General features: G+C 58.6%; 7 protein-coding genes and 1 pseudogene. 3 read left to right on the top strand and 5 right to left on the bottom strand.

The genetic code is table 11. The features are described from left to right. Position 1 precedes the first annotated feature (1 nt). From B3229_RS18255 to B3229_RS18270, 4 genes and pseudogenes are all read right to left on the bottom strand, one after another. The gene (locus tag B3229_RS18255; RefSeq protein ID WP_033746902.1) at positions 2–730 is read right to left on the bottom strand and encodes an ABC transporter permease; all 729 of its coding nucleotides are present in this window, start codon (positions 728–730) and stop codon (positions 2–4) included. Between the two features lie 11 nt (positions 731–741). Beyond that, positions 742–1,461, bottom strand: a complete 720-nt coding sequence (locus B3229_RS18260; protein WP_286873140.1) for an ABC transporter permease — start codon at positions 1,459–1,461, stop codon at positions 742–744. A 12-nt stretch (positions 1,462–1,473) separates the two neighbouring features. After that, positions 1,474–2,326, bottom strand: a pseudogene (locus B3229_RS18265) (transporter substrate-binding domain-containing protein). Between the two features lie 802 nt (positions 2,327–3,128). After that, entirely contained in the window at positions 3,129–3,983 is an 855-nt protein-coding gene (locus B3229_RS18270; RefSeq protein ID WP_286873143.1) for an alpha/beta fold hydrolase, read from the bottom strand. 97 nt (positions 3,984–4,080) lie between these two features. On the opposite strand from B3229_RS18270, the gene B3229_RS18275 reads away from it, so the two are divergent. After that, a complete protein-coding gene (locus B3229_RS18275) occupies positions 4,081–4,476 on the top strand; it encodes a VOC family protein (protein WP_286873145.1) in 396 nt (131 codons plus the stop codon). A 51-nt stretch (positions 4,477–4,527) separates the two neighbouring features. On the opposite strand, the gene B3229_RS18280 is transcribed toward B3229_RS18275, so the two are convergent. Then, a complete protein-coding gene (locus B3229_RS18280; RefSeq protein WP_286873146.1) occupies positions 4,528–5,616 on the bottom strand; it encodes an NADH:flavin oxidoreductase in 1,089 nt (362 codons plus the stop codon). A 105-nt stretch (positions 5,617–5,721) separates the two neighbouring features. On the opposite strand from B3229_RS18280, the gene B3229_RS18285 reads away from it, so the two are divergent. Both B3229_RS18285 and B3229_RS18290 read left to right on the top strand, forming a co-directional pair. Further along, positions 5,722–6,630, top strand: a complete 909-nt coding sequence (locus tag B3229_RS18285; RefSeq protein WP_286873148.1) for a LysR family transcriptional regulator — start codon at positions 5,722–5,724, stop codon at positions 6,628–6,630. A gap of 348 nt (positions 6,631–6,978) precedes the next feature. Continuing rightward, a complete protein-coding gene (locus B3229_RS18290; protein WP_286873150.1) occupies positions 6,979–8,643 on the top strand; it encodes a ShlB/FhaC/HecB family hemolysin secretion/activation protein in 1,665 nt (554 codons plus the stop codon). Positions 8,644–8,652 lie beyond the last annotated feature (9 nt).

Genomic DNA, 8,652 nt, shown 5'->3' on the forward strand with positions numbered 1-8,652 from the left:
ATTACTCTCCGACAAGCGGTTTAACGGCGGATAACGGCTTTTTTGCCGTGCGATGCACCGGGGTCAGACGACGTTCCAGCAGCGCGTAGAGCTGGACGATAATAAAATTCAGCAGCAGGTAGATCGCGGCGGCGCAGAGAAATACCTCCATAGTGCGGTAGGTGCGCTGGATAATTTGCTGCGCCACGCCCGTCACGTCCCAGACGGTGACGAGGCTGGCCAGCGCGGTGGATTTCACCAGCAGAATCGCCTCGGTGGAGTAGGCGGGCAGCGCATAGCGCAGCATCACCGGCGCGATAATGCGGCGCAGCAGCAGCCAGCGCGACATGCCGCAGGCGAGGCCGGCCTCGACCTGACCGGCGGGCACGGCGAGCAGCGCGCCGCGCAGGATCTCCGCCGTATAGGCGGCAGTACAGAGCGACAGCGCCAGCACCGCGCAAATAAACGGCTCACGCAGAAACGGCCAGACGATGCTGTGGCGGATCACGCCGAACTGCCCAAGCCCGTAGTAGATAAGGAAGAGCTGGATCATCAGCGGCGAGCCGCGAAATACCAGAATGTAGCCGCGCGCGAAGCCGCTCAGCAGACGCCAGCGGCTCATGCGCAGCGCCAGAATGCCGATCGCCAGCACGCCGCCGCACAGAAAGGCGCTGATAAACAGGCCGAGGGTCACCGGCAGGGCGGCGCTCAGCTTAAGAAAGGTGTCGGAGAGAAAGGCGAAATCAATCATGCTGCTGCTCCTTAATGCTGCGCCGCGGTGCGGCTCTGCCACGCGCGTCCGAGGCGCGACTCCGCCCGACGAAATGCCTGATTAGACAGCAGCGTCAGCACCAGATAGCAGGCGCCGCCGACCAGGTAAAAGGTGAAGTAATCGCGGGTGGAACCGGCGGCGACCTGGCTGGCGCGCATCAGTTCGACGATGCCGGTCACCGAGACCAGCGCCGAATCCTTCAGGCTCATCTGCCAGACGTTCGACATGCCGGGCAGGGCGTAGCGCACCACCTGCGGCAGCAGAATGCGCTGCGCGATGCGCCAGCGGGGCATGCCGATCGCCACCGCCGCTTCTACTTCGCCTTTGGCCAGCGCCAGGCGCGCCGCGCGATAGACTTCGCCCTGATAGGAGCCGGAGATGAGCCCGATCGCCAGCGCGCCGATCAGAAACGGCGGCGCCTCGATAAAGCCGTCCGCGCCGAACAGCTGGCCTACCAGCGTAATCAATCCGGATCCGCCGAAATAGAACAGGTAGATCACCAGCAGTTCCGGAATGCCGCGAAACACCACCGAATAGCTTTCGCCCAGCCAGCGCAGCCAGCGCTGGGGGGAGAGCTTGGCGGCCGCCACGCCGGAGCCGACCAGGGCGCCGATGATTAGCGCCGCCAGCGACAGCAGCAGCGTGGTGCAGGCGGCGCTCAGGATCAGTCGGCCCCAGCCGTCTGGGCCAAAACTCAGCAGGCTCATCATCTTTTACCTCTCTTACGGGGTGACGTCGGTTTTAAACCATTTTTCGCTCAGCTTTTTCACCGTGCCGTCGGCCAGCGCGGCATGAATCGCTTCGTCGAGTTTGGCTTTGAGATCGTTGTCGGCCATGCGCACGCCCATCGCTTCGCCTTCGCCCCAGATCGGACCGCCCAGCTGCGGACCGCTGAAGCTCAGGTTGGCGTTCTCTTTGCGCGCCAGCATCGACTGGGCGAAGGTGACATCATCGAACACCGCGTCGATGCGGCCCGATTGCAGATCGAGAATGGCGTCTGCCGACGAGGTGTATTCCCGCACCTCGGCGTCGCCTTTGAAGTATTTATCGATAAAGGGGGGTATAAACGGTGCCGGAGGCGATGCCGATGGTTTTGCCTTTTAGCGCCGCTTTGAGCGGAGCGATCGCCGCGTTGATCGCGGCCTCGTCGTCGTGCAGCTTAATGATGTGGCTATCGGCCGGCAGCAGCGGATTATCTTTGCTGGTAATAAAGGTAGCGGGCGTAGAGGCGTACGGCGTGGTGAAGTTGACCACTTTTTTACGATCTGGCGTAATCACGATCGCATCCATGATCACATCGTATTTGCCGGCATTGAGTCCGGCGATCATGCCGTCCCAGTTCTGCACCACCAGCTTGCACTGGACGCCCATGCGCTTGCAGAGGTCTTCCATCAGTTCTGGTTCAAAGCCGCCCAGCTTGCCGCCCGGCAGCGTCAGGTTCCAGGGTTCATAGCTTCCTTCGGTCGCTATGGTAATCGATTTCCACTCTTTGGCCTGCGCGGCCGCGCCGCTCAACATCAGCGTGGCGAAAAGGGTGGTGAGGCAAAAAAGGCGAACGGGTGCGCGTTGCGTCATGCGGCTTCTCCTGGTGAGTAATCGATTCAGGCCATCTCATGGTGAAATCTGTGCAAATGACATTTCATGTATATACAAGTAAAACCGTTCTGATACATCGATGATTTGCCCAGATTGTGAGCATCACTTGATAAAATTTTGTTAAATGCAGAACAGAATTAACTTGTACATACAAGCTGCAAAAGTTGTGCCAGCAAACGGGCAGGCGAAACCGGTAAAACAGGGGCTAAATCGAGGGACACGCCGCGCTTCTGCACGGAAACAGCGCATTGCTGCATGAAAAAAGTGCAAAAGAGGTGCGGCGGAAGGTCATGCGAGCCACTTATTTATTTTCATCTTAAGGTCTGGTTAATCATAGAGATAAACCTTTAGATTTAAGGCATCAGGACGAGCGCGCTGGCGATGTTATGTCGACTTAAGACAGGCTGGTAGCAGAAAATGTTGATTTTTTTTGATAGTTAAAACCTTTCCCAGCGATAGGTTTTACTGATGTATCAATTTATTTCAGGATATTTAATAGTGTATTTACGATACAACTTTTAATCAGTAACCATGATGAGCAGCTTTTACTACCTTACTCTGGAATGCGATCCCTCTGGCTGTTTTGTTCTGCATACCAAAGCCTGTGTCCGGCTTCCCGACGTGGCGCTAAGGGTATTTATCGGCACGTTTTATCATCCCCGCGACGCGCTGCTGACCGCAAAAAACAGAAAGGTGAATACAAAACCCTGCCGCGAATGTCTGAAGGATATTTGCCGTTAAAGGCGGCGCTGGCCGTTACCTGGTCAGAGCCGCCATGCCGCTACTGAAAAAAGCGCAGCAGCGCGGCGCTCAGCTCTTCAGGCGCCTCTTCCGCCATATGATGGCCGCTGTTAATCGCGTGGCCGCGCACATCCGGCGCCCAGCGCCGCCAGATAGCGAGTATATCGCCGTACAACTCCTCCAGATCGTCCTGCTTCGACCATAAACATAAGGTTGGGCAGGTGATAAGACGTCCCGCCTCTCGATCCTGCGCTTCGTGCTCTCTGTCTATCGACAAGCCTGCGCGATAGTCCTCAAGCATCCCGTGCACGGTGGCGGGATCGTGAATGGCTTGCCGGAACGCCTGATACTCCTCATCTCCCATCGTTTTCGGCTGCGGACCGTACCATTCGTCTGGATCGGCCAGAATCGCGCGTTCAGGCTTTTCAGGCTGGGCAAAGAAAAACCAGTGATACCACTGACGCGCGAACCTCTCGTTACAGCGTTCGAGAGCTTCAAGGATCGGAACAGAATCGAGAAGCGCGAGGCGAGTGATGGTGTCGGGATAATCGAGCGCGGCGCGATAGGCCGTATAACTCCCTCTGTCATGGCCGACCAGCGCAAAACGCGCAAAGCCAAGATGGCGCATCAGCTCAATGCAGTCTTTCGCTTTCGCTCTTTTGGCAGAGCCTGCGTGATCCGGCAAATCGGCAGGTTTTGACGAGCTGCCGAAGCCGCGCAGGTCTGGGCAGACCACGGTAAAAAACTTAGCCAGCTGCGGCGCGACTTTTGACCAGGTGACATGGGTGCGGGGATGGCCATGCAGCAGCATGAGCGGCGGGCCGCTTCCGCCATAACGTACGTTGATTGTCGCGTCGGAAAGCGCTATTTCTGTATGAATAAATCCTTCAAACATATTTATTTTCCAGGCAGGCGGGTTGTACAGATTATAGCCATAGTCGGCAGCGTGGGCGTACAGCAGCGATCCATCTGGAGCATACAGAGAGGCGGCAATGGAATTTCAGCATATGCGTATTGCCAGGCCGGTGAGCCTGTTGAGCAAAAGCGGTGAGATGTACGTCAGCGGACTGGATCTGCAGATCATCGGCGAATTTCGCGATCACGAGGGTTTTAGCGGCTGTATGTTAGGGCGCGACGATTTGCCCTGGCATCTTGAATTTACGCAGTGTCATTTTCATCCGGTCACGCCGTCTCCGTCTGCCGAAGATCTGCTGGTGCTCTACGTGCCTGACCAGGATAGCCGGGAGAAGCGCTGCGCGAAGATGGATCAGGCTGGCTTTGTCAGGGTGAAATCGTTCAATCCCTACTGGGAGAGAAGGGGCGTGACATTCCAGGATGTCGATGGTTATCGCGTTGTGATTCAGCAGATGCGCTGGGGCGAGCGCTGATGACTATGCCGGACCTGCATCTACAGCAACGGCCCGGCATGCTGGCGGAAATTAAATTTCGCCTGGTTTGATATTCGCCACCGGCGACAGCACGTTTTCCGGCAGCGCGCGCAGCGGCGCATTTTCCGCCACGCGCGTCGGCCAGTCGTGGTTAGCCAGCGCCGCCTTACCGATCGCCACAAAGTCGGCCCCTTGTTCAAGCTGCTCTTCAGCCAGGTCGCCGGTATCGAGGCCGCCGTTAACGATAAGCACGGTATCCGGCGCCGCCTCGCGGGCGATAGCGGCAAAAGTCTGTTCGCCGTCGCTAAAGGCGGGTTTCCACGCCTGATATTCCGTCACGTGAATATAATCCACGCCCGCGGCCTGTAGCAGAGCGAACACTTTCGCGGCGCCCGCTTCACCTTCTTTCCATTTGTGATGGAAATCGTTGACCTTGCCCTGCGAGATGCGCACGCCCAGGATGGCGTCAGGCCCGATTTGCGCCCGCACCGCCTTGATCACCGCCAGCGTCAGGCCAAGGCGCGCCTCGATGTCGCCGCCCCAGCGATCGGTGCGCTGATTGGTGTAGTCGGTCAGGAACTGATCGAGCAGATAGCCATTGGCGGAGTGGATCTCGACGCCGTCAAAACCCGCCGCGTTGACCGCGCGCGCTGCGCTGGCGGCAAAGGCGCTAATCGCCTGCTGGATCTGCTCCTCGCTCATCGCCTCGGGCAGCGCATAGTCGCCCTTACCATGGTAAAAGCCGAGCTGCTGGCCGACCGGCTGCACTGCTGAAGGGGCGACGGTCGAGCGGCGATAAATATTGGCCTGCGACAGCGCGCCGCCATGGATAAGCTGCGCGATAAACACGGCGCCCTGGCTTTTCACGGCGTCGACCACCTTGCGCCAGCCCTCGACGTGCTCGTCGGTGACGATGCCAGGCTGAAAAGCGTAGGTCTGTGACCAGGCCTGGTCGACATAGAGTCCCTCTGAAATCACGCCGCCGAAGCCGCCGCGCGCAAAGCTGGCGTAGTAGCGCTGCACGATCTCGCCCGGCACGCCGGTTTCCGAAGCGGAGATGCGGGTCATCGGCGCCACTATGGCGCGGTTGTTAAAGCGTGTGGCGTTGATAACGCCGGCCGTAAAAATTTTTTTAGCCATATCGGCAGGATCTCCTGAGTGATTATCTACTGAAGCTATTGTAATGCAGCGGCCAGCGGCGAATAATCGCCAAAATCGACAAGCTGTATAACGGATAACGTTACAATGGACTTAAAGAACGTTGAGATTTTCTGCAGCATCGCCGACACCGGCAACCTTACCGAGACGGCCAGACGGGTTAACGCAACGGCCATGACCATTTCGCGACGGTTAGCGCAGCTGGAGAGCGAACTGGGCGTGCGCCTGTTTCAGCGCACGACGCGCGCGGTATCGTTAACCAGCGAGGGCGAGGAGTTTTTGCCCTATGCGCGCCTGATGCTGGAGGCGGGAGAAACCGCCAAAAGCCTCTTTAATTCAGCATCGCAGGGCGCCAGCGGGCTGCTGCGCGTGACGGCGGCGTCGGAATTCGGCAAGCGCCATCTGCTGCCGCTGCTGCCTGCGCTGATGGAGGCGAACCCTGCGCTGCGGGTCGACCTCAACCTGAGCGACAGCGTGGTCGATATCGTCGGGCAGGGCTATGACATGGCGCTGCGGCTGGCGCCGCTGAAGGATTCAACGCTGATCGCCCACCGGCTCGCCGATAATCCACGCATACTCTGCGCCGCGCCCGGCTATCTGGCGCGCTATGGCCAGCCGACCCGCCTCAGCGATCTGCAGCAGCATCGCTGCCTGAAAATTTCCGGGGTGGCGCACTGGATGTTCGAGCAGCACGGACAGGTGGTGAACTGCCCGATCGCCGCGCGCTTTAGCTGCAGCAGCGTCGAAGGCGTGCGGGAGATGTGCGCAGCCGGGATCGGCATTGCGCAGCTGACCTTTCTCGATGTTCGCGACGAGCTGCGCCGGGGAGATCTGGTGGAGATTGCGCTGTCAGACGCCAGTCGACACGCGCTGGCGGTCTGGGCGCTGCTGCCGACCCGACAGTACATGCCTTATCGCACGACGCTGCTGCTGAAGGCGCTGAAGGCGGCCCTGCAGGAATTCGATGCCGGGCAAAACGGTGAAAATCCGCTTTAACGGCCGCTGAAAAGGTGACGCGATGCCGTGCGGCGGAGACTCGCTTTTCCCGCCTGAGGCGATGCATCAGCGCCTGCTTTATTTATCAGTCGCGTCACGGATCATATTAAAAGCGAGGTTAACGTTAATCGTTAATATCAGGATCTCGCCCGATTAATTAGCCATTAATATGCAATGCCATCTTTAATTCTCTCCATTTGAGTTAATTTATCATTTAACGCTTTGCTATAAAAAACCAGGGCGAGATTAATTTTTTATGCATTTAACCGGAACTTTCCCATTGTTTCAGTGATATTCTGTGTCGCAGGGAAGAACGAGCAGTGACAATTAACTTAACTTAAGTTTTTGATGATGGCTAAATCAGGGATGTTACTGGCGCTGTGCGTCAGCTTATTGACAACTTCGGCTATGGCGGCGCCGTTAAATCCCGCCGACCGCGATTATATTCAAAATCAGCAGCAGCAGCGACTGAATCAGGATCAGCAGCAGCGCGACGCTCTGTGGCGCGCGGTGACGCCTGAACGCATGCCCGCCGCGGCCTCCTCGCAAGGCGGCCCCTGTTTTCCGATCCACGCCATCGATATCCGCCACGCTTCACTGCTCTCTGCGCGCCAGCGGGAAAGGATTGTCGCGCCCTATATTAACCGTTGCCTTAACTTAACAGAAATAAACGCGCTGGTGCACAGCATTTCCGACTGGTATATGCAGCGCGGCTATATTACCAGCAGGGCGTTCCTTACCGAACAGGATTTATCAAAGGGCGAACTGACCATTCCGGTGCTGGAAGGAAAACTGGATGAAATTCGTCTTGAGGGCCAGCATCCGCGCGCCCTGACGATGGCCTTTCCCGGGCTGGAAGGCAAAATCCTTAACCTGCGCGATATCGAGCAGGGCATGGAGCAGATTAACCGGGTGCGCAGCACGCCGGTGCAGATCGATATTCAGCCGTCGCCCAAAGCGGGCTATTCCGTGGTTAATCTCACCGCGAAGCCGGAATTTCCGCTGAGCGCCGCTGTGGGCTTTGACAACAGCGGACAGAAAAGCACCGGCGTCGGCCAGCTCAGCGCCTCGCTCACCGGCAATAACCTGCTTGGGCTGGCGGATCGCTGGTTTATCAGCGGCGGACGCAGCAGCGCCTTCAGCGACTGGCGCGACGCGCAGAACCTGCAGGCGGGCGTCAGCGTGCCGTACGGCTACGGCCTGCTCGACTACAGCTACAGCTGGAGCAGCTATCACAGCAGCTTCGTCAACAATGGCTTTACCTGGCTGAGCAACGGCGACAACGTCGCGCACCGCCTGAGCGGCGCCTGGGTGCTGTTTCGCAACGGCGATATTAAAACCGGCGTGCAGCTCGGCCTGAACCATTACAGCAGCCATAACTTTCTCAATCATACGCTGCTCTCCGGCAGCAGCCGCAAAATCACCAGCCTCCAGCTGGGGCTGAACCACACGCAAAAAATGTTCGGCGGCGTGGCCACGCTGAATCCGACCTTCAGCCGCGGCATGCCCTGGTTTGATGCCGAAAGCGACGCGGGCAAAAACAGCGAGCTGCCGAAGGCGCAGTTCCGCAAGTGGAGCGTAGGCGGCAGCTTCCAGCGTCCTCTGACGAACGATCTCTTGTGGCTCAGCAGCGTCTATGGCCAGTGGTCGCCCGATCGGCTTTACGGCAGCGAGCGCCTGACGCTCGGCGGCGAAAGCTCGGTGCGCGGCTTCAAAGAGCAGTATCTCTCCGGCGACGCTGGCGGCTACCTGCGTAACGAGCTCAGCTACCGCCTCTTCACGCTGCCGGTCATGGGCGAGGTCAGCGCGCTGGCCGCGGTGGACGGCGGCTGGCTGAAAAGCGACGCGCTGAACCGGGAAGGGACCGGCACGCTGTGGGGCGGCGCGGTCGGGCTCGGCACGCGCGGCCGTTACTTTTACACCCAGTACACCCTCGGCATTCCCCTCAGCTATCCCGGCTATCTGCAGCCGGATCGCGTCAGCATTTACGCCCGCGTCGGGCTGGTTTTCTAAGAGGCAAAG

The sequence above is a fragment of the Pantoea sp. UBA5035 genome, from assembly GCF_002415245.1.
GTDB classification, from domain to species: domain Bacteria; phylum Pseudomonadota; class Gammaproteobacteria; order Enterobacterales; family Enterobacteriaceae; genus Pantoea; species Pantoea septica.

What these genes read in the sequence shown, in the direction of transcription:
- B3229_RS18255 (WP_033746902.1), bottom strand. Translation starts at nt 730, where the DNA reads ATGATTGATTTCGCCTTTCTCTCCGACACCTTTCTTAAGCTGAGCGCC.
- B3229_RS18260 (WP_286873140.1), bottom strand. Translation starts at nt 1,461, where the DNA reads ATGATGAGCCTGCTGAGTTTTGGCCCAGACGGCTGGGGCCGACTGATC.
- B3229_RS18270 (WP_286873143.1), bottom strand. Translation starts at nt 3,983, where the DNA reads ATGTTTGAAGGATTTATTCATACAGAAATAGCGCTTTCCGACGCGACA.
- B3229_RS18275 (WP_286873145.1), top strand. Translation starts at nt 4,081, where the DNA reads ATGGAATTTCAGCATATGCGTATTGCCAGGCCGGTGAGCCTGTTGAGC.
- B3229_RS18280 (WP_286873146.1), bottom strand. Translation starts at nt 5,616, where the DNA reads ATGGCTAAAAAAATTTTTACGGCCGGCGTTATCAACGCCACACGCTTT.
- B3229_RS18285 (WP_286873148.1), top strand. Translation starts at nt 5,722, where the DNA reads ATGGACTTAAAGAACGTTGAGATTTTCTGCAGCATCGCCGACACCGGC.
- B3229_RS18290 (WP_286873150.1), top strand. Translation starts at nt 6,979, where the DNA reads ATGATGGCTAAATCAGGGATGTTACTGGCGCTGTGCGTCAGCTTATTG.